The sequence below is a fragment of the Psychrobacter celer genome, from assembly GCF_016107555.1.
GTDB lineage: Bacteria > Pseudomonadota > Gammaproteobacteria > Pseudomonadales > Moraxellaceae > Psychrobacter > Psychrobacter celer.
Genome location: NZ_JABASU010000001.1, coordinates 46059 through 67202, shown reverse-complemented (window position 1 = coordinate 67202; position 21144 = coordinate 46059). Strand labels below are relative to the sequence as shown.

Here is a 21144-nt window from a genome sequence, read left to right as displayed (position 1 = left end):
CTAGCAATCGGTATGTTTGGTTAGTGATTGGGTAAATTGAGTCTATCTCCCTATCGCAAATAAAGCAAAAAGACCGCTGCTTTATGATGATAGCGGTCTTTAACACATGTGTCATATAAATGGATTAATTATCCATCTACTCAGCAATATCTATAGCGTCATTACAATAAACACACTGGCTCTAAAGTTGGCTTGTAGGTGTAAGTGAACTCTTGACCATTTGGATAGGCCTGCTGCAACTCAGGGTCGCTAAAGCTTTGGTTGAGTACCAGCGTTTGTTTGGGTGCCAGTTTTATGACCTTAACTTGGGAAAAAACTGGCTCGTTTTCATATTGAAGCCCTACTGCGGTACGGTTGGGCTTTAGGTTATATTTTTCTACGGCCGCTTGCTGATAGCTACCATCGGTATAGCATTTAAAGCGATAGTTGTAACTTGTGCCATCTCGGCGAAAGTTGACTACAGCAGCTTGACCGCCCATCCCTGCTGTCATCGCCCAATAGCCGTCGTAGATCTGTTGTGGCAACTGGTAGGTGTTATTGACCTGATCGTTTGGGTGCGATGGCGACATGCCAGTACTGGCACAGCCGGATAAAAACAACGCGCCGCCTAGCATGGCAGCGGTAATCTTAAGATAATGGCTCATGGCTCGTCCTTTAGTTATGAGTGAGTTGATGGGTTATAAAAGTTATATAAATGGTTTACCTTAGCACTTTAAGACAGATAGCATATCACTCTTTAATCATGGCACATTGGTCGAAACATGAGAATGAGCATTAACAATATTCACAAAAAAACGCCATCACAATCGTGACGGCGTTTTCTACTTATGCAGATATTTCTATGCTAATTACAACGCTTTTAACTGCTCCATCTGCGCCGTCATCGCGGTCAACTGCCCCTCTAGCTCAGCCAGTTTTACTTTTTCCGCATCAACCACTTGCGCTGGCGCTTTACTCACAAAACCTTCGTTAGAGAGCTTACGCGAGATACCTTCGGCTTGCTTTTGTAGCTTATCAAAAGATTTGCCCAGACGTTTTAGCTCAGCGGTTGGGTCAATCAGCCCTTTCATGGGTACCAGTACGCGTAGCTGACCGACCATGCTCGATGACGATAGTGGCACCTCATCGCCGTCTTTTAGAAGGGTTAAGCTCTCCACTTTCGCTAATGCCTTAAATTGATTGGCAATGCGCGATAGGCGCTGCTCTTCCTCATTAGTGATATTTTGTAGTAGCACAGGCAAGCGCACCGCGTTACCGAGCTTCATCTCGCCTCTGATATTACGGACGCTAGCGATTAGTTCTTGTAGCCATGCCATGTCCGCCTCCACCTGCTCACTGATCTGCGCATTATCAGCTTGAGGATAGGCTGCGACGACGATGCTGTCAGTATCTTTACGGTTCAGCAGTGGCGCGACAGTCTGCCAAATCTCTTCGGTCAGATACGGCATGATTGGATGGGTGAAACGTAGCGCAGTCTCTAACACGTGTAGCAGTACATAGCGGATTTGCGCTTTACGCTCGTCTGTCACCGAGTCGTCATTGAGGCTGGCTTTGGCAAGCTCGACATACCAGTCGCAGTATTCGTTCCAGATAAACTCATAAATGTCATGGCTGACCATATCTAGGCGATACTGGGCAAAGTGCTGATGGATATTGCTAATCGTCGAGTTGAGACGGCTCATGATCCATTTTTCTGGTAACTCCCAAACATCTACGTTGGCTGCTTGGTCGATAGGTTTGGCGTTACCGTCATTATCGATACAGTTCATCAGTACAAAGCGGCTGGCGTTCCATATTTTATTACAGAAGTTACGATAGCCCTCAACGCGCTTGAGATCAAAGTTAATGTCGCGGCCAGTACTGGCAAGAGAGGTGAAGGTAAAGCGCAGCGCATCAGTGCCGTAAGCTGGGATACCCTCTGGGAATTCTTTACGCGTTTGTTTTTCAATCTTCGCCGCGTCTTTGGGGTTCATCATATTGCTGGTGCGTTTTTCGACCAGCGCTTCTAGATCGATACCGTCAATCAAATCAATCGGATCTAAGACGTTGCCTTTCGACTTAGACATTTTTTGACCATTGCCATCACGTACTAGGCCATGGACATAGACGGTCTTAAACGGTACTTGCGGCGTACCATCTTCGTTTTTGACAAAATGCATGGTCATCATGATCATGCGCGCTACCCAGAAGAAAATAATGTCAAAACCAGTGACTAACACGCTGGTCGGGTGGAAAGTCTGCAGCACGCGCGGATCGGCCTTAGGGTCTGCCCAATCTAGCGTACTAAAGGTCCATAGCCCTGAGCTAAACCACGTATCGAGCACATCATCGTCTTGGCGCAATGCCACATCATCGCTGAGATTGTACTTAGTGCGAACCTCCGCCTCGCTACGTGCGACATACACCTCACCTGCCGCATCGTCGTACCACGCTGGGATGCGGTGACCCCACCACAGCTGACGGCTGATACACCAGTCCTGCAGGTCAGTCATCCATGCCATATACATGTTTTTGTACTGTGCAGGGACGAACTCAATATCGCCATTCTCGACCGCATCAATCGCTGGTCCCGCCAGCTTATTGACGGCGACATACCACTGATCAGTCAGCCACGGCTCGACGATGGTACCACCGCGCTCGGCACGCGGCGCTTTTAGCGCGTAGTCTTCGATGTCTTCTAGCCAGCCTTCGCTACTCGCTTGCTCGACCAGTTGCTTGCGCGCAGCAAAACGCTCAAGCCCAGCGTATTCGCTCGGCGTGGTCTCAAGCGCAGGCTCACGCGTTTGCAGATCAGCATAGACCTGCATCTCAGGCAAAATGTTGGCACGCTCATCTAAGATGTTAATCAGTGGCAAGCTGTGACGACGGCCCAGCTCATAATCATTAAAGTCATGGGCAGGGGTAATCTTGACACAGCCTGTACCAAAGTCGCTTTCGACATAATCATCGGCCACGATCGGCACCACGCGGCCTGTGATTGGCAAAGTAATGGTCTTGCCGATCAAATGCACATAGCGCTCATCGCTTGGGTTGACGGCCACAGCGGTATCACCCAATAATGTCTCAGGACGGGTGGTGGCGACCACCAGATAGTTTTTGCCGTCTTGGGTGGTGATGTCTGTATCGGTAAAATAGTAACGGAAATGCCACAAGCTGCCTTTTTCATCGACGTTTTCTACTTCTAAATCAGACAGTGCGGTCTGGAACTTAGGGTCCCAGTTGACCAAACGCTTACCGCGGTAAATAAGACCTTCATCAAACAGACGCACAAACACTTCTTTGACCGCATTGGATAAGCCATCATCCATGGTAAAGCGCTCACGCGACCAATCCACCGAGCTACCAAGACGGCGAATCTGACGGGTGATGTTGCCGCCCGACTCTTCTTTCCATTCCCAGACTTTATCGATAAAGTCTTCGCGCGTCATATCACGGCGGCGGATGCCTTGCGCCTCTAGGCGGCGCTCAACGACCATCTGCGTTGCGATACCAGCGTGATCGGTGCCCGGTTGCCAAAGCGTATTGTCACCATCCATACGGTGATAGCGGGTCAGCGCATCCATAATGGCATTGTTAAAGCCGTGCCCCATGTGCAGCGAGCCTGTGACGTTCGGCGGCGGCAAGGCGATAGAAAACGACTCGTCCTTATCAAAAGTTGGGGCAAAATAACCGCTCTCCTCCCAGCCTTGATACATGCCCGCTTCGACATCCTTTGGGCTGTAAGCGTTTTCTAATTGACTCAAGGCGGCTTGAATAGACTCGGTCAAGTTGGTCGTGCTGTTGGTATGATTCTCAGGATTGCTCATAATAGAATAATCTTTTATTAATAATGAATGAATTCGGTCAAACAAATAACATGAAACGTAAGCGATGGGATTGATAGAGTGATTTTAACGCAGATGGCCAGATTTTGTTAGATGCTAAGGCAATTTATCGGCTTTTCGGCTTTGAAGCGCATCCATTAAACAATTAACGAACAGCAATCCCCCCTCTGGCAAATATAATGCGTTATAGTCATGCTATAACATATAACGTCTGTCCATATATTGGCCGAGACCTTCTGCCAGTCGGTAGCGCCCCATCATTGTCCCATAACCAGCGAGTTTACTGTGCCCAAAGATACCGAGAATAACAATGCCTACCAAGCCGAGCCATCACGCAATAAGCCTACCGCAGAGGATATGGCGCGCCCTGACGATACGCCAGACAATGACGCCGCCGCAGACCACTACCCGCCAGACGACAGCGAGGTACAAGCAACTAAGACCCTAAAGAATGAAGACCTACCCAAAGAAATCAGCGATGAAGACAAAGAAACCATCAAAAAAGTCGCAGGCGATGACAATCTAAGCCAAGCAAAAAGCTATGCCAGTATCTTGGTGGAGCAAGTGATACATGCCAAAGAAACCTTTGAGCGCTCTTTAGGCTCATTATTTACCAGCGCCTTTACCGCAGGGTTTGAGATTGGCATCAGCTTTTTTATGATTTTATCAGCCTTTACGCTACTGAGCGCCGTCATACCTAGCGAGTATGCCATCGTCCTCGCCTCCTTGCTGTATCCGGTGGGCTTTATCATCGTTGTCATCGGCCAGTCGCTATTATTTACCGAGCAGACCTCCCTCCTAAGCCTGCCTGTCTTAAACAAAATCGAACCCTTGCACAAGCTGCTAAGGCTATGGGGCATTGTTATCGCAGGTAATATCGTCGGCGGCTGCCTGTTTGCCGCCTTGATGATTGGCCTTGGCCTGAATATGCAGCTGTTTGGCGCCAGTGATATCGATGCTTATGCTGAGCATATTTTGGGGTTTAGATGGTGGGTCATCTTTGGCAGTGCCGTACTGGCAGGCTGGATGATGGGCATCGCGGCATGGCTTGTGACCTCAGCGCGCGATACCATTAGCCGTATCGTCTTGGTAACGCTAATCACCGGTAGTATTGGTTTTTTGGGACTGCATCATAGCATCGTCGGCAACATCGAGATTTTCTCCGCCCTGCTGTATGGCAATACCGTCAGTCTATGGCGCTATTTGCTGTTTTTGATAGTGGTGCTGGCTGGCAATACGGTGGGCGGCGTGGTCTTTGTCGCGATACTAAAAAACCGCGCTTTTTTATTTGAAGTGGAGCGTGTCAAAGAGCAGACCGACGACAAAATATAGTCAGTCCGATATGACATTGGCACACTTTATGTCATATGCCACTGGTATGTATTTTTCGCAGCATCGAGCAGCATCGAGCAGTATCGGCACAGCGCGCAAAGAAAGCTAAACACCCGTAGCGCTGTCCCTATTTTAAAATAGATTACTTATAAGTATCGATGCGCGTGGCCTTAGCGCTGGTCAACACCCTATAAAACCAATACAGGGCGACTCGGATCGCTTTGAGTAGCCAGTTATAAGCGGCGAGCAGCTAAGACACTCATCTCCACCTCTGAGCGCTTTACTTGACGATATTTGGCGCCAAACACTCTGACCAAGATACCAGCAGTCAAAAACATGATGAGGGTATAAATCGCAGGCGTCATCGACATTTTATAATTGGCCAATAGGGTCAATGCCATAAAGAGAGATAACGTGCTGTTTTGTAGGCCGACTTCTAAGGTTACCGACGTTCTTTGCGCCAAATTTAGGCCAAACCACTTACTGCTATAGTAGCCAAGCGCCATGGTCGAGAGGTTAAGGAGCAACGATACCGGGCCTGTCGCGAGTAGCGCCTCGACGAGGATATCACGCTGGACATAGCTTAAAAACACCACCAAAAACGTCAAAAATATCACCCCAAATCTCGACACATAGACCTGAGAGTGATCAGCGATACGCGGCGCATAGCGTTTGATCAGCATACCGAGGCTGATAGGCACGATGGTCAACACCACCAACGTCAGCACGGTTTTTAGGACAGGTAACTCAAACGCACTACCAGCACCCATAAAATAAATCAGCGAAAAGCTCAGCACCACAGGAATGCTAAAGACTGTGATGACACTGGCAATCGCTGTCATCGTCACTGACAACGCCACATCGCCTTTGGCCAGATAGGTAAATAAATTGGAAGTGGTGCCTCCTGGGCACAGCACCAGCAGCATGACACCGACGGCGTATTCAGGCTCTAGAGGCATGATATTGGCCAATGCAAAGCCGATGAGCGGTAATAACAACAGCTGATTGGTCAAACCGATACCAACTGCCTTGGGATATGTTAAAACGCGTTTAAAATCATTGGCGACGAGAGTGAGACCCATACCCGTCATAATCAAAAACAAACAAATGGGGATGATAATTGAGTTGACTAAAGTGACAATTTCCAGACCGTCCATAACCACATCCTTGTAGATACTACCCGCCCAAAACCCGCAACAGCAGCCACCTTCACATCAAAGCGTCAGCACCTGTGTATTGTTTTTTGACCGGATATAAGACCCTGCGTGGGCCAGTGTATGACAGCATTCCATGCCATCGTGTCTATACGCCCCCTCATGGAGCAGTATAAAAAAGTATATCGTTGTAAAAGCGGCTTTATCTGTTTTATTCAACGACTCATCAGTCAGATGTGACGGTCTAAGAAAGGAGAGCAAACTAGGAAGGAAAATCAGGAAGGCAAATAAAGTGTAAAAATAAGACAATTAGGGCGTGTCATCGATACTATGCACCGCTGTGCCATAAGCAATGGCCTCCACCATGCTACCGAGCTGGTTGACATTGGTCACCTCAAGGCGTAAACCATAGATGTGATTGTAGCCTTTGGCATGTGCTTGAGTGCGCATACGTACGATGGCCTCGCGGCGCGCGCGATCCAGCAGCGTCTCATAAGTGGTTAGGTTTTTGCCAAAGATGCTCAGCACCCGCGCGACGATCATTTTAAAATAATCCTGCGCGATCACGACGCTGCCGAGCACCAGCTCACCTTGCGTGTCCGCCGCCAGTTTGGGACGATAAAACCGCTCGCTTGAGACCACAATATGACCCAGCGTTTGCTCAGATTGGCGTAGCTGCGCTAGATGCTGACGCTCATGACGGGTGCCAAAAAACCACCCCACCACAAACAATACAAGGAGCGGCGCATAGTTGATAAGCATTTGGGTGAATGACTGGTTCATGACACGTCTCTTCTTATAAAAAAGCAGATAGGCTTTTTAGGTGGTTAACCAAAAGGGTTGAAACGTGGTAAGTTATCAGCTGGCACCGCGCTTGGCTGGGTGGTCGTGGCTTGCGGTGGGCGTGATGAATCATCGTGACGATTGGAAGGCTGAGGCGCTGGATCCGGCATCGGTACGGCCTTGACCGCCGTACCATAGACAAACAGCTCGGAAGCCCCTTGAGCGATACTAGAGGTCGAAAAGCGCAAGCCCACCACCGCATCTGCGCCCAGTGCTTCGGCCTTGACCACCATACGATCGATTGCCTCTTGGCGCGATTCTTCTAACAGCTCGGTATAGGCAGTCAGCTCGCCACCGACGATGTTTTTTAGCCCAGCAAACAAGTCTTTGCCGACGTGTTTTGAGCGTACCGTACTACCATAGATCACATCCAAACGCTCAGTGATCTGATACCCTGGTAGATGCTCAAGATTAGAGAGTTGCAAAGCCATGATATTACCTTATGCATACAAAATAACAGCGGCAGCTGTCTGTTAAAACAGCTGCTATTTAAAGAACTGACGCGTGGGACGATCTAGGTACGGTATCAGTCGTTGGTATGAAACAACAAAAACAGCTCGGTCAGATTGCCTTCGATACTATTGGCCATCTGTGCCAGCTTGTCTTCATCATGGCGCATGGCGGCCAGCTCAGGATCTTCATCATCGATACCACTGAGCACAATCATCGGTAGCGTCAATACCGCCACATCCTCGCTGGTTTCTTCATCTTCAAACCAATCACTGGCTTCCTCGCCATACATCGCATCGACAAAACCAATCGACCAAGCGACGATGTCTGACTCATCGGAGAAATCTACCGCCACTTCCTCATCACCAGCGTCTTCGTTGAAAGGCAACTCGATGGGTGTCTCGTTTTTTAGCTCAGCCATGATAGCGGCACGCCAGCGTTTGATACCATCGACGACGTTTTCTGGAATCTCGCTCACATGACCTTCAAAAAACGCATCCAACCAATTAGGCAGCGGGCGACCGATAACGGTGGCGGTCAAAAAACCATGGGCGGCGACACTATCGAGGACGTAGGGGTTTTCTTGGGTGTCTAAGTAGTCTAGTAGTTCGTCAAAGCTTAATGGATCACTCATGAGTAAAAGTCCTTAAATGAGGGGTGTCAATCGCAAAACGATCGAAGATAGGCATGATGATGGAGGGGACAAGAAAGCGACTGTTAAAAGTTACGTATCCAAACCGTCATGATAAAAAATAAAAGCAGGCAACGCCAAATCTCGATAGAAAGATGAAGCGCTGCTGTAAAGCGGTCATTAAAAGGCTTTAGTTGACAAACATACGGCGCTAGAGCGACAGACGAATGCTGCTGGCAGAAAAAAATGCCGGCACTATGACGTAGCCGCTCAGATATCGTCGTCGTCCCAATCATCGTCGTCTTCATCGAAATCGTCGAGATCATCGAGATCGTCTTTTAGCTCTCTTGCCAAACGCTTTTCTTCGAGCAAGTTATCGATCAATCGACGCTTTTCGAGGCTACTTAAGCGTGTGCGCACACTTGTCTCAGCCTCTTCTACTATCTTTGCGTCATCATCATCGACAAAGTCATCATCAAAATCGTCGTCAATATCAGCATCACTCATGACAAACTCCTATCAGTTTTAGCAAAGGTATAAAAAATACATCAATATATATATGCCTTATAAAGTCTCTGTTGAGAGTTGTCAATCCTTTTTGTCAATATGGCATATTTCCCAGTCCCAGCCAAACCTCTTTGCTAAGCGGTATTGTAGGCAATTGTACAGACTACATCGGTACAAGACAGCGCTCTTGATAAGCACTTATGAATAAGAAGCCTCTTGATTGTCGACCATCAATACCGCATTACGCACATCCGCCAACCGCTGAATCATCGCATCATTGCCCCCCTCAAATATCGCACACTCACGCTCATGGACGGTCGTTGGGCGCATGATGCTCTGTACCTGTACATGGTGGCTGATTTGTTTGAGACCTGCATTGGGCAATAAGATCAGCATTTGCTCTTTTTTGCCGATACCATGCAGCAGATGCATCATGGCTTCACTTTGTGCATCATCACTGACGCCTGCTTTGGCAGGCAGTGCAAAACGCGACAGCTCGATATGCTTATCATGGATAATTTTGTTTAGCATCAAATACAGCTTGCCCAGCATCACGCCTGCCAGCGCCACTTTGGCATGGCTGTTGTCGGCTTTGAGCAGCACACTGGCTCCTTTATCATCAAAACTTGGCTCATTTATCACGCTGACACCGAGCAGTAGCGGCTGTTTTAGTAGCTCGGTCGTCGCTTGATTGAGCAGCTGTGTGCATAGTGCCAGATATGGTAGGCGCTGGGCGGGCGCTAGACGCTCAAGCATATTAAACTCATCATGAAAGACGATTTGTACCCTGACACTATCAAACGTGCGCGTGGCTGATAGGTGCGCGCTGCCATGAGCCACTTTGCCTATGCTTTGGTTATGGCTTGTTTCTGATGGCTTATTCTCTGTATGATGGGCTGACTCTGCTTTGGACGTCGCATCAACATCATCCTTTATACCCGCACTTATATCCGAATCATGCTCAGTATCAGTCCGAGTATCAGCATCTGCAGACGTTGCGCCTTGCTGCCCTCTGATATAGCTATTGACTGCGCCATGAATGTTTAGCGTACGTACCGCAGCGCTGGCATCGGCGGTGGCTGTATTGTCAACTGTGCTCTGTGTCACCTCAACGTCTGCGGCGCGGCGGTCGTCCTCATAGCTGCTACGATCATAATCGCGCTCAGAGCCTCGCTGATCGAGCTGTCTAAACTGCTCGCGATGTAGCTCTGAGATATCACGGCTGATAGCGTTGATTTGCTCTTTGGTCGGGCGCGCAAGATAACCATAAATCAGCCATAGCAATAGATGCAGGAGCAGCATGCCAATGACAAACGGCCACTGCATGGCGATAATCTCGCCCTTGCTGATATCTTTTAGCGTCAGCGCCACACTACCGATGACCGCATCGCCTTTGGTAGCGATTTGACGGATGGTATCGCCCTGCTGCATCGGTGCGTTGCCTACTGGTACCAAGATATCATCGTTGTTGTCTTTGATCAAAATACGCGTCACGTCCTGCTCACTGGTGTAGCGATTGGCGATGACACTGAGGCTGACACGGTCTTTGTTTTCTAGCGACAGCCTCGCTTCATCTATCAGTTGTGCGACCATCTGTTCGCCTTTTAACGCACGACTTTTGCTCAACTGCTGATCAGTACTGATGACCAATAGCAGTGTCTGCAAACAAAAACTAACCAGAAGAATAATGGCAAACAACCCTTGCCGCGGCGCTAAATACGTCATGATATGGTAAACTTTTTTGGATAAATGAAATTAAAAAACGAGACTGTCGCTCATTTTTTGGCTAATTTTAAAAAATCGTCGGTCTTGTTTAGTGTGCTTGCTATCATACTTACACACAGCTGTGCTTACATACCGCTATCGCTCTTATCATACAGACCAAGCGGGCGCGCTTATCATAGCTACTATAGCACCATAATAAGCCTTATAGCGTTAGCAGTTTTAGAAATTTATGTGGGCAACGCAGCCGTTTTTTGCAGACCATAATACTTTGCGCGCCATCTATAGGCGCTGACCTGTAAAACTGTTATTATTCCTAATCTTATATGAGCATACAAGGGACAATTGAGTCATGCCAAAAAATACCTCTTATTCGTTACCAAAAGACAGCAAAGCATGGCAACAAGCCGTGGATTCTGTTGCATCGCTACTACCCAACAATACGAATTTGCAAGATTTTGACGCATTGCAGTCCCTTCCTGTTTTTGCCCTTATCGTCGTCCTACCAACTCACGTATCAGCGCTGGACATTCATCAGTATGTACAGTCTTGGGTCGATGAGCAGCCCAACTGGCATTTGGTCACCGTAGCAGAAGACGCCGATGCCAGCTTTGTCAATATCACGGTGTCTGATACCGAGCCTACAGCAGGTGATGCGCAGCGCTTGCCATTTACCCCCGTGCAGGTCTATCGCTATTTGTTGGTGCCTGTGACCGACACCTTGATGCACCCTGCCAAAAAGACGGCAGCCGCCCACATCATCGACGATCAGCTTACCACCCGCTTACGTCACGACTTGACCAAAGCCTATAACAATACAAGCCGTACAGACAGCGGCGAGCAGCTAGATGTGGTCGATTGTCATATCCTGTCCATCGGTCATATGCTGCGCACGCATAAGCTTGCCTGCTTTGATATGGACTCGACGTTGATCGAACAAGAAGTCATCGTCGAGCTGGCCAAAACCGCTGGTATCGGCGAAAAAGTCGAAGCCATCACCGAGGCGGCTATGCGCGGAGAGATCGATTTTGATGAGTCTTTTGCCCAGCGCGTGGCGCTACTCAAAGGCATCTCAACCGATGTCCTCGATGATATCTGCCGCCGTTTGACCTTATCGACAGGCGCGCGCACCACGATCAGTGCACTCAAAGCACTGGGCTATCATACGGTGCTGGTATCAGGGGGCTTTACCTATTTTGCCAACTATATCGCCGAGCAGTTAGGTATCGATGAAGTACACGCCAACGCCTTAGATATCGATGAAGGTGAAGTGACCGGTCATGTGCAGCTGCCTATCGTCAATGGTGCCAAAAAAGCCGCCATCGCCGAGCAGACTGCCGAGCGCTTAGGTATTGATATGTCACAAGTAGTCTGTGTCGGTGACGGTGCTAATGACTTACCGATGATGGCCATTGCTGATTTGGGCGTCGCTTACCGCGCCAAACCCATCGTTCAAGCGCGTGCCGACGCTGCCATCAATGTCACAGGACTTGAGGGCGCGCTTTATGCTTTGGGTTATCCAGCGCTCGCCCCGACCAAGTAACGGCAAAACACACTATAGCCAGTCCCCTATAATACTGGCCGGCAAGATACTATGTACTACTGGGTACCACGTGCTACTGGTATTTATTTTGTGCAGCATCTATCGGCGTAGGCACAGCACGTAAGGAACATAAACACCAGTCGTGCTGTGCCTGTCCTAAAGTAGAGTAGCTATACGCTCAAAAAAGCTAGGTTGATACCTTGTCATCGACCTAGCTTTTATGTTTATCTCGTTGCATTTTTTCTTTATTAGCTTTGTTGCACTATTAGCTTTGTTTCACTCGATATTTTACCCCATCACGTATTTTTGTATAAAGGATGCACCCATGACGGCACCTCAATCACCGCGGCCAAGCAAGTCGTCAGCAGCGGATAACCAGCCAAAATCGCTAGCAGCCACTTATATCAAGGGCATGGCGATGGGTGCCGCTGATATTGTCCCTGGCGTCTCTGGCGGCACCATTGCTTTGATTGCCGGCATCTATGAGCGCCTGATCAATGCGCTTGGCAGTATTGGCCCCAGCTTGTGGCAGGTGTTTCGCGCAGAGGGCGGTTTACGAGGTTTGCTTGCGGTCTGGCGACAAGTCGATGCCACGTTTTTGTTGTTTTTGTTGCTGGGTATTGCCAGTAGTTTTGCCACGTTAGCAGGTATGATCAAGCACCTCTTAGACCATCAACCGCTACTGATTTGGTCGTTCTTTTTTGGTCTGGTCGTCGCCACGGTATTTTTATTACTGACAGAGATTAAACGCTGGAATATCGGCCGCATGCTACTGTTTTTGGTAGGGATTATCAGTGCTGTGGTGATTAGCAGCCTACCAATCATGACCACCACACCAAGCTTGCCTTATTTGTTTTTTGCCGGGGCAGTGGCTATTTGTGCGATGATATTGCCTGGGGTATCAGGGTCTTTTATTTTGCTGTTATTGGGTGCTTATGACGCTGTATTAGAAGCGGTCGATACCATGAACCTTAGCATTCTTTTGACCGTAATCGCTGGTATGGCAACAGGGCTGTTGTTATTCACGCGGGCGCTCAAATGGTTACTAGCGCACTATTACCAAGCCACGCTCGCCCTACTGACCGGCTTTATCGCCGGCTCCTTGGTCAAAGTATGGCCATGGAAGGTCGATGCGTTGGGGACGCTCGACAGCGACGCCATTTATAACGTCATGCCATGGCAGTATCCGGCAGGCGCGCAGTGGGCGACCACGATAGGGCTAATGCTGCTTGGCGCTGTATTGGTATCTTTGCTCTCGTGGTGGGGTAATCGCCATGCTTAAGGCCGTTTATCGGCTTTGTGATTGGTGCCTAGCATTCTAAAAAACCAAACGTCAACGGTTGTCGCAAAGTCGCCTCTACCCTCTTTAGCTTTACTCAGCAAGCTTTCATAATAGTCGCATTGTTATAAGAAATTCACCTTATCAATAGCGAGATGAATGATGTTAATGACTGTTTTTTCCTTTATCGGTATAGATAGCTTGAGTGGTACGGCACTGTTTGCGTATGGGCTACTGGCAGGTTTGGTGCTGGCGTTGGCGTTTTCATCACAGCGCTGGCTGCTATGGTATCTGTTTGGCGGTATGGCCTATTGGCTAGCAGTCGAGGCCATCCAAAGCCTATTGATCAGTCGCCCGGCCCTGCTAGCGCTATCAGAATGGCACAGCTATGTCATCGCCATGGGTATCAGCTGGTTGCCGCTGGCAGGCTGGGTGCTGTATCGAGCCATACGCTACGATGATGTCAGTCAGTCAGTACAGCAGCAGCGCGAATTGCAAGCCGCGCGCTATATAGAGCATACGCCAGTGTATGACGACGATTATCAGCCGCGTTTTCATTGATGATGGCTAATGTTACAAGATACTAAACGCTCTCTACTTAACTACTAAAGAATTGATGGTATTTGATGGTTTATACTCTAACTATATATTTGCCGAAAAAATTCATATAAAGTACGCTATATTTTTTGTCTTATTCTTTAGGAGTTTTATGATGTTTACGCTACCTGTATTAGATATCAAGTCTGACCCGTTAGATGTATTGCTGGCAGTGATTGGCTATCGCCTCTCTATGTTGGCCGATAGTGATAATGAAGACGTACAAAAGCTGCTTGCGGATCGTGATGTGACCATCGAGCTTGCCAGCACTGAGTCTGGTATTGCACGTTATTATCGCTTTGATAATGGTCAGTTTAGTCAGCAAAGTGGCCATGCAACAGAAGCCGATTTGACCATTACTTTTAAAGACTCGATGACGGGCGTAAAGCTGCTAACCAAAGGCGATTTGCCAAGCTTTATGACGGCGGTACAAGAAGGCAACTTAAGTATCGAGGGTGACTACAGCTTGATGATGTGGTTCAATAAACTTGCCAAGCACATCGTGCCCGCCATCCCAGAAGAATACAAACCTTATATTCAAAAGGCCAAGCCTTACGCTTATAAAGCGCAGCAGTTTGCCAATCATTGGATCGGCGTTGCCAAGCACAAACTGGGTAAGTAATCACCTATTTGCTAAAGTGTCCTTTATAGCTCTATAAAGGCTAGACTTATAAAGTCGTTGTCATTGGTGTTTTGATGGTATCGATTGCCGGTACGCTTTGGCAGCATTCTGACTTTCTAAAAAGGTTGCGGTATACTATATCGTAGCCTTTTTTATCATATAAAATCACAACCTACCCTCTTCATCGTATTATAAAAGGATTTACCTTATGGCAGGATTGCTTAATATCTCAGAGCCCAGCAGCCAGCAAAACGCGAAAAACAACGGCTTGGAGCCTGACTTTTTGACCGACATAAAGACCGAAGCGACGGCGCAGCCTACCTCTCATAGCAGCTATAGCCGTGATGATATCGCGCGGTTGTTTGATTTGCCATTGATGGACTTGCTGATGCAAGCACAGACTGTGCATCGTCAGCATTTTACAGCCAACGAAGTACAGATTAGTACCTTACTATCTATCAAAACTGGCAACTGCCCTGAAGATTGTGGCTACTGCTCACAATCAGGCCACCACCGCGACACCACCAAACTGCAGGCAGAAAAACGTATCGAAGTCGATAAGGTCATCGCCGCCGCCAGGCGCGCCAAAGCCACGGGTTCGTCGCGCTTTTGTATGGGTGCGGCTTGGAAACACCCAAGCGCCAAAGACATGCCGTATGTGGTCGAGCTGATCAAAGAAGTCAAAGCATTGGGGCTTGAGACCTGCATGACCCTAGGTATGCTAGATGACCAACAGGCCGCGCAGCTGGCTGATGCAGGGCTTGATTATTACAATCACAACCTAGATACCTCGCGGCGCTACTACGAGCAAGTGGTCAGCACCCGCAGTTATGACGAGCGCCTAGACACTCTCGCTCATGTTCGTAACTCTGGTATCAATGTCTGTAGCGGCAATATCGTGGGGATGGGCGAGAGCCGTGATGACCGTATCGACTGGGTACATGAGCTGCTAAAAATGCCCAAAGCGCCTGAATCTATTCCGGTCAATCTATTGGTGCCCATTCAAGGCACACCGATCGGTGATAAAGTCTTAGCAGAAGGCCAGCTCTCTGTGCTGGAGTGGATACGTACCATTGCGGTGACGCGTATCTGTTGTCCGACCAGCTACGTGCGCTTATCTGCTGGCCGCGAGAGCCTCTCTGATGCCGAGCAAGCTTTGGCCTTTATGGCAGGTGCCAACTCGTTTTTTTATGGTGACAAACTATTGACCACAGGTAACGCCAGTCAATCGAGTGACAATAGACTGATGCGTGAGCTCGGCCTCACTGCTCAGTTTGCCGCCCCTCGTGCGCCAAAGCAGGTGCCTGTGCTGGATGCGATGAGTGGTCATCAATCACAGGTCGTGTTAGCGCAGTAGTCCTTTGTATGCCATTGATTGATAGCTGCGTTGGTAGTCATGTTGGTAGTTGCGCTACTAATGAGCAATATGTGCTAAGCTTGCCGACATGATGGAGCCTACCCGACCAAACAGTAAGAGAGAGGATAATGGCAGATTATTTTAATTGGATCAAAGCGGCGCATATTATTTCTATGGTTTGCTGGTTTGCTGCGATATTTTATTTACCGCGCTTGTTCGTCTATCATGCGATGAGTGAGGACAGTATCAGCCACGAGCGTTTTGCTATCATGGAGCGCAAGCTGTATCGCGGCATCATGACGCCATCAATGATAGCGACATGGGTTTTTGGCTTATGGATGTTAGGACTGGGCTGGGAGGTGTACAAAACCCAAGGCTGGCTACATGCCAAGCTACTGCTGGTAGTACTGCTCTCAGCCTACCACGGTGCTTGCGGTTTTTATCGAAAAAAGCTGATCGATAATCCACATTACAAAACCCATAAGTTTTGGCGCTGGTTTAATGAGATACCTGTTTTTGCCTTGATATTTATCGTGATTTTGGTGGTAGTCAAACCGTTTTAAGGACTGCGACACGAGCTAGATTGATCAAACCAAAACGCCCGTCATCTCTTTAGATAACGGGCGTTTTTTGTAAAGCATGTAAGGTTGCTGTGCCTACGCCGCTTGCTGCTGTGCAAAACTCATCTTCGTCTCGCTGTAGTGTTTTTATCCTGAACCTATTTATCACGCTTAAACACTTGGGCGCATGATTTGATAGACATTGCTCAAATCATACACGCGGTAACGCGCAGGCTCTCGGCGGTTTTCGCCTGCATAGCTGAGAATCAGTGCTTGCTTGGCACGCTCATCGACCCAGCCGACAAACAAGCCGCTATGCTCGACGCCATTGTAGCCGTGATTGATATAATACAGCCAGTCACCTGCTTCTATTTGACTGCTATGAGCATAAGGCCCTTGGCGGTATGTGCCTTTGTGCACCGTATCGCGCGTCACCCCTGCTCGCTTAAACACCGCATCTAAATAATCCCAGCAGCCGCCTTGAATGATTGTACGCTCATTGAGCGCCATTTTACGCGCTGTACTAATGACTTCACGCGCCGCCATACTGCTTTGGCGTTCTGCGCTACTCAGTATCGGTAAATATTCACTATCGACATTGTCATAGCTACCAGACAAAAACGCTGGCAGCACAGATGGCGCTTGATAGGCGCGCTCAGGATAGCGATATGCTGTGCGCCTCACTGGTGCAGTAACTGCCGTGTCAGCGCGATAGCTATCGGCGCGCTGAATGCGAGAGCGCGTACTGATCTTAGCAGAAGGGACGGCTGAATATGATGGGGTATAACGGGCGCTCAGATCTGACTGCGCTGATTTTTGCGCGATAAGCGCACTCATACTATCGGCATGAGAGGATGTCATGCCACCTACAAGTAGCAATAACACGCTACATGACGCTGTAATCGGGAACGATACAGACAGTGACATAGACAATGACAAACGCGACATGACTGACTCCTTGTCAAAGGTACCATTGACAACAAAAAAGTAAAATACCAGTTTTCAGTCTTACTTATAAACCATTTGGGCATAAATCTGCAAGCACTATAGTTCAGTCACTATAAACACAATACCGTGTAACTGGTATGAGCGTATCGATTTTATTTCGAACTGACTATAGCACCGCTTAGAGAAAGGAAATAAGGCCTAAAAAAGGTAGATAGAAAAACTAAAAGGGAGGCGGGTTGTCATTCATCTTAATATTGACATGGCGTTTGCCAAATGTCTGGCCTTGTAATATCGCTTGGGCGGCTTTGGCCTCTTGTACACTCTCAAAGCCGCTGATCTGGCACTTACAGCTACCATCGACATCCGTAATCTGTAGCTGCTCACCCATCAGTGTGACATTATCACTAGTGATCAGGGTAATGTGTTGACGCTTGCTTTGATGGTCATGCACCAGCTCACCACTACGCACCCACAGCATACCGCTACTGATATTTTTGCTCAAAGCTTGTTTTTGCTGCTGGCGTTTTTTATTAAAAATAAAACTACCAACGATGAGCAAAGCCAGCGCACCAATAGCAAGGCGCTCAGGCAACAAACTCATGGCCATCGCGACCGCCACGGCACCCACGAGCAAGGCGGTGCCAAACCAAAACATACCATTGTCAGCCGCTGGCGCTTGATTTTGTAAGGTGATTTTGGCGCCGTCATCAGTCAGCTTGAGCATGTATCGTTACCTATTGCCGAGTATTTACTGCAAAATTAATGCGTTGTTAGAGGACGATAAGACCAAAAAAACGTCGCTTACCAGCCCAGCGCCGTCTGCTGCATGGTAATGAGCTCTGCAATGCCTTTTTCGGCCAGCGCTAGCATATCGTCTGCTTGGGCACGAGTAAACGGCTTTTCTTCGGCAGTGCCTTGTAGCTCAATGAACTCGCCTTTTTGGGTCATGACGACGTTTAGATCGGTATCACAGCTAGCGTCTTCTTCGTAGTTGAGGTCCAAATACGCTTTGCCATCTTTCATACCCACAGAGACCGCCGCCACTAGGCCAATCAATGGATCGGCTTTGAGCTTTTTGGTTTTTTGTAGGCTCTCTAACGCATCGATAAGCGCGATGGCCGCTCCTGTGATACTGGCGGTACGCGTACCACCATCAGCTTGGAGTACATCACAATCAAGATAAATGGTGCTTTCACCAAGCTTGCTAAGATCAATCATAGCACGCAAGCTACGACCGATGAGACGCTGAATCTCTTGCGTACGACCTGACTGCTTACCGCGCGCCGCTTCGCGTTGGTTACGGGTGTTGGTCGCGCGTGGCAACATACCGTATTCGGCCGTGATCCACCCTTTACCCTTACCCTTTAGCCAGCGCGGTACACCAGACTCAACACTAGCGGTACACAGGACTTTGGTATCGCCAAAGCTGACTAACACTGAGCCTTCAGCATGCTTGGTATAATGGCGCTCAAAGCTGATCGAGCGAAGTTGGTCAAGCTCACGATTGTCAATACGCATAAAAATTCCTAGTACTTGTTTTAAAGCAGTGTTGTAAAATAAGTGTTGTCAATAAAAGTTGCACGCGCAAAGCGGCATGAACCACAAACTCTCAGCCAGTCAATGTCTGAGCCGATGCCCGTATGACGATATCCTAACGTGGCAGCGGCGCAATAGCAAGATTCACTCCAGCCATTACGCCGCTGCAAAAAAGACGCTGGTGTTATTCTAGACCTTCCATCTTACGCAATTCTTTACGCAAAATCTTACCGACGTTTGACTTTGGTAATTCATCGACAAACTGTATATGACGCGGACGCTTATAGCCTGTCAGTTGTTTTTTACCAAAATCAAGCAACTCTTGCTCGGTGACCTCGCCTTTTTTGACCACAAACAGCTTAGGCTCTTCGCCGCGCTGCTCATTTGGCACACCAATAGCGCCGCACTCTACCACAGCTGGATGCTCGCTCATGGCTTCTTCGATTTCATTTGGATAGACATTAAACCCTGACACCAAAATCATGTCTTTTTTGCGATCAACGATTTTGATAAAGCCTTTTTCGTCCATGATACCGATGTCGCCTGTTTTTAGGTATCCATTGCTGGTAAAGGTCTTGGCGGTTTCTTTTGGACGGTTTTGATAGCCGATCATCACCTGTGGGCCTTTGACGCAAATCTCGCCGCGATCGCCTAATGCCACTTCGTTTTCGTCCTCATCGATGAGTATCACATCGGTGCTCGAAGCTGGAATACCAATCTTGCCAGTAAACTCAGAGATGGTCATTGGGTTAAAGGCCACCACAGGCGAGGTCTCAGACAGACCATAGCCTTCAACGATAGGCAATCCTGTGATTTTATGCCACTCTTTTGCCACGCTTGGCAACACCGACATCCCGCCGCCGATAGAGGCTTTTAGATTAGAAAAGTCCAAATCGGCAAAGCTTTCTTTGTGTACCAAACCATTAAACAAGGTATTGACCGCTGGGATAAACGAGGGCTTGTATTTGCCCATCTCTTTAATCAAACCATCCAAATCGCGTGGGTTTGGAATCAGCAGCCCTGCATAGCCTTGATACATGCCGTACATACCGCAGACCATAAAGGAGAAGACATGATACAGCGGTAGTGCTGTCAAGATGACATCATTGGCATCGACATCATCATCAAAGGCACTATTCATCAAGGCGCTGATCTGTAGCATATTGGCGACTAGGTTGCCGTGAGAGAGCATGGCACCCTTGGCCACGCCTGTGGTGCCGCCGGTATACTGGAGCAGCGCCACATCGCTGAGGTTCATATCTGGACGCTGGTACTTGCTGGCTGATACAGCGTTTAGCGCCTGTTTAAAGCTCACACTGTCTGGCAAGCTATAGGCTGGAATCATTTTTTTGACATGGCGAGCCACAAGATTGACCACCGCGCCTTTGAGCGTGCCCAGCATATCGCCGATTTTGCACAAGATCACATGCTCGACCTGACCTTTGTCTTCGGCATCTTGATAAGTCTTAGCAAAGTTTTCGACGATAAACAGCGCTTTGGCACCGCTATCATGCAGCTGATGCGATAGTTCGCGGCTGGTATAGAGGGGATTGACATTGACCAGCACCATCCCTGCGCGAATGATACCCAAGGCCACGACAGGATACTGCAAGATATTGGGCATCATCACCCCAACCTTATCACCCTTGACCAGTCCTAGTGACTGCAAGTAGCTGGCGATTTGGCGACTGTACAAATCCAATTGCTTAAAGCTAATAGAAGCACCCATGCAGATATAAGCAGGCTTTTGCCCATAACGCCTAAAATTACGCTCAAATACATCAAGTAAAGAGGTATTGTCCTCTGGCATATCGATAGTTGCTGCGATGCCATAACGCTCATAAGCACTCAACCACGGACTGTCGCTGTCTATCGTCGGCATATCGGGAAAGGCATTGTCTTGATATGCCTGCCTAGCGGTATGGCCCGTGGCAGCTTGATCCTCTGTCGTCTCTTTATTGATACTGTCGGTCATAATTTTCCCTAAATGTTGCCGTTAAAAACATAAAATAATCAAAAGCGCGTCATCATTTCTCGCCCTTTAGCGATGCATTGATTAAAAGCAATACATCGATTAAAAGCAGTGCATCGATTCAATGAAAGACATGCCCCAATAAAGCACCCTTATCTATCGCAGCAAATCTGTGGCTACAAAAGCTTATGAATAAAAAAACAAGGCAACACCATTGGGTTTATCATTCATAAGCTTTGCAAGTCACAAAGCCATACCACGTCATCG

Annotated in this window: 19 protein-coding genes; 7 read left to right on the top strand and 12 right to left on the bottom strand. The window is 48.3% G+C overall.

Features of this window, described 5'->3' with window-relative positions; all coding sequences use genetic code 11:
• Positions 1 to 161: 161 nt before the first annotated feature.
• A complete protein-coding gene (locus JFC05_RS00250) occupies positions 162 to 644 on the bottom strand; it encodes a hypothetical protein (protein ID WP_198335284.1) in 483 nt (160 codons plus the stop codon).
• Positions 645 to 848: 204 nt separating this feature from the next.
• Positions 849 to 3806 carry a valine--tRNA ligase gene (locus tag JFC05_RS00245; protein ID WP_198335283.1) on the bottom strand — a complete coding sequence of 986 codons (2958 nt, stop codon included), beginning with the start codon at positions 3804 to 3806 and terminating at the stop codon, positions 849 to 851.
• Positions 3807 to 4109: 303 nt separating this feature from the next.
• On the opposite strand from JFC05_RS00245, the gene JFC05_RS00240 reads away from it, so the two are divergent.
• Complete coding sequence (locus JFC05_RS00240) at positions 4110 to 5156, top strand: formate/nitrite transporter family protein (protein ID WP_198335282.1); 1047 nt, start codon at positions 4110 to 4112, stop codon at positions 5154 to 5156.
• Between the two features lie 233 nt (positions 5157 to 5389).
• Here JFC05_RS00240 and JFC05_RS00235 read toward each other — a convergent pair whose 3' ends face one another.
• The 6 genes from JFC05_RS00235 to JFC05_RS00210 form a co-directional block, all read right to left on the bottom strand.
• On the bottom strand, positions 5390 to 6313 hold the full coding sequence (locus JFC05_RS00235; protein WP_198335281.1) for a bile acid:sodium symporter family protein: 924 nt from the start codon (positions 6311 to 6313) through the stop codon (positions 5390 to 5392).
• 306 nt (positions 6314 to 6619) lie between these two features.
• The gene (locus tag JFC05_RS00230) at positions 6620 to 7093 is read right to left on the bottom strand and encodes a YbjQ family protein (RefSeq protein ID WP_198335280.1); all 474 of its coding nucleotides are present in this window, start codon (positions 7091 to 7093) and stop codon (positions 6620 to 6622) included.
• A gap of 44 nt (positions 7094 to 7137) precedes the next feature.
• Positions 7138 to 7584 (bottom strand): YbjQ family protein, encoded by a 447-nt coding sequence (locus tag JFC05_RS00225; protein WP_198335279.1) that lies wholly within the window; start codon positions 7582 to 7584, stop codon positions 7138 to 7140.
• 95 nt (positions 7585 to 7679) lie between these two features.
• The gene (locus JFC05_RS00220; protein ID WP_198335278.1) at positions 7680 to 8237 is read right to left on the bottom strand and encodes a YecA/YgfB family protein; all 558 of its coding nucleotides are present in this window, start codon (positions 8235 to 8237) and stop codon (positions 7680 to 7682) included.
• A gap of 267 nt (positions 8238 to 8504) precedes the next feature.
• Positions 8505 to 8741 carry a PA3496 family putative envelope integrity protein gene (locus JFC05_RS00215; RefSeq protein ID WP_105244160.1) on the bottom strand — a complete coding sequence of 79 codons (237 nt, stop codon included), beginning with the start codon at positions 8739 to 8741 and terminating at the stop codon, positions 8505 to 8507.
• 198 nt (positions 8742 to 8939) lie between these two features.
• A complete protein-coding gene (locus JFC05_RS00210) occupies positions 8940 to 10466 on the bottom strand; it encodes a hypothetical protein (protein WP_198335277.1) in 1527 nt (508 codons plus the stop codon).
• Between the two features lie 349 nt (positions 10467 to 10815).
• Between JFC05_RS00210 and serB the strand changes: the two genes are divergently transcribed.
• The 6 genes from serB (at position 10816) to hemJ (ending at position 16424) form a co-directional block, all read left to right on the top strand.
• On the top strand, positions 10816 to 12006 hold the full coding sequence (serB, locus tag JFC05_RS00205) for a phosphoserine phosphatase SerB (protein ID WP_198335276.1): 1191 nt from the start codon (positions 10816 to 10818) through the stop codon (positions 12004 to 12006).
• 325 nt (positions 12007 to 12331) lie between these two features.
• Entirely contained in the window at positions 12332 to 13288 is a 957-nt protein-coding gene (locus tag JFC05_RS00200) for a DUF368 domain-containing protein (protein ID WP_198335275.1), read from the top strand.
• A gap of 165 nt (positions 13289 to 13453) precedes the next feature.
• The gene (gene aciT, locus JFC05_RS00195) at positions 13454 to 13846 is read left to right on the top strand and encodes an AciT family ciprofloxacin tolerance protein (protein WP_227697329.1); all 393 of its coding nucleotides are present in this window, start codon (positions 13454 to 13456) and stop codon (positions 13844 to 13846) included.
• A gap of 148 nt (positions 13847 to 13994) precedes the next feature.
• Positions 13995 to 14504 carry an SCP2 sterol-binding domain-containing protein gene (locus JFC05_RS00190; protein WP_227697328.1) on the top strand — a complete coding sequence of 170 codons (510 nt, stop codon included), beginning with the start codon at positions 13995 to 13997 and terminating at the stop codon, positions 14502 to 14504.
• 208 nt (positions 14505 to 14712) lie between these two features.
• Complete coding sequence (bioB, locus tag JFC05_RS00185) at positions 14713 to 15861, top strand: biotin synthase BioB (RefSeq protein ID WP_192995299.1); 1149 nt, start codon at positions 14713 to 14715, stop codon at positions 15859 to 15861.
• A gap of 128 nt (positions 15862 to 15989) precedes the next feature.
• Positions 15990 to 16424, top strand: a complete 435-nt coding sequence (hemJ, locus tag JFC05_RS00180; RefSeq protein ID WP_075100347.1) for a protoporphyrinogen oxidase HemJ — start codon at positions 15990 to 15992, stop codon at positions 16422 to 16424.
• A 168-nt stretch (positions 16425 to 16592) separates the two neighbouring features.
• Here the strand turns inward: hemJ and JFC05_RS00175 are convergent, their stop codons facing one another.
• The 4 genes from JFC05_RS00175 to JFC05_RS00160 all read right to left on the bottom strand — a co-directional run bounded on the left by JFC05_RS00175 (position 16593) and on the right by JFC05_RS00160 (position 20880).
• Complete coding sequence (locus JFC05_RS00175) at positions 16593 to 17369, bottom strand: hypothetical protein (RefSeq protein WP_198335274.1); 777 nt, start codon at positions 17367 to 17369, stop codon at positions 16593 to 16595.
• A gap of 220 nt (positions 17370 to 17589) precedes the next feature.
• The gene (locus JFC05_RS00170; protein WP_198335273.1) at positions 17590 to 18093 is read right to left on the bottom strand and encodes a hypothetical protein; all 504 of its coding nucleotides are present in this window, start codon (positions 18091 to 18093) and stop codon (positions 17590 to 17592) included.
• Positions 18094 to 18170: 77 nt separating this feature from the next.
• A complete protein-coding gene (rph, locus tag JFC05_RS00165) occupies positions 18171 to 18887 on the bottom strand; it encodes a ribonuclease PH (protein ID WP_198335272.1) in 717 nt (238 codons plus the stop codon).
• 202 nt (positions 18888 to 19089) lie between these two features.
• Positions 19090 to 20880 (bottom strand): AMP-binding protein, encoded by a 1791-nt coding sequence (locus tag JFC05_RS00160; RefSeq protein WP_198335271.1) that lies wholly within the window; start codon positions 20878 to 20880, stop codon positions 19090 to 19092.
• Positions 20881 to 21144 lie beyond the last annotated feature (264 nt).